Below are 623 nucleotides of genomic sequence, written 5' to 3' on the forward strand. Positions count from 1 at the left end.
TTATGGGAAGAGCGGGTGGCTCACACACCAGATGCCATCGCTGTTGTATATGAAGACAACGATGTGACATATGACGCGTTAAACCAAAAAATCAACCAAGTGGCATGGGTGCTTCGCAGCCTGCACCTTAAACCGGATGACCGTGTGGTTATTGTAGCAGAGCGAAGTGTGGAGATGATTGCCGGGATGTATGGCATCATCAAGGCAGGTGGTGCGTATGTGCCAGTTGATCCTACCCTCCCAGCCGAGCGTATGCAGTTTATCCTAAATGACTGCAAACCAAAGGCAGTGCTTGTGTATAAAACGGCGATTGAAACGGATCTGCCGACGATTAATCTGGCAGATGCTAAGCTCTGGGAAGGGCAAAGCGACAATCCGGAGCCAGTTAATCGCCCCGATAATTTGGCGTATATTATCTATACATCCGGAACGACGGGACAGCCCAAAGGGGTAATGTTAGCGCACAGCGGCGTCGTTGCGATGAGAAGTTACCTGCAGGAGAAGTATGAAGTGACGCCGCAAGATAACGTGCTGCAGTTTGCCAATTATATATTTGACGCTTCCGTATGGGAGATGACACTGTCGCTGTTGTTGGGTGCAAAGCTAACCCTGGTGTCCCAAGA

General features: G+C 49.9%; 1 protein-coding gene. It reads left to right on the forward strand.

Translation table 11 applies throughout. The annotated features are described in order from the left end of the window. Positions 1-623, forward strand: a 623-nt coding sequence (locus ACTJKB_RS30900; protein ID WP_440838042.1) for an AMP-binding protein, incomplete at both ends; no start/stop codon positions are given.

It is taken from the genome of Paenibacillus sp. 22594 (genome assembly GCF_052044425.1).
GTDB lineage: Bacteria > Bacillota > Bacilli > Paenibacillales > Paenibacillaceae > Paenibacillus_AQ.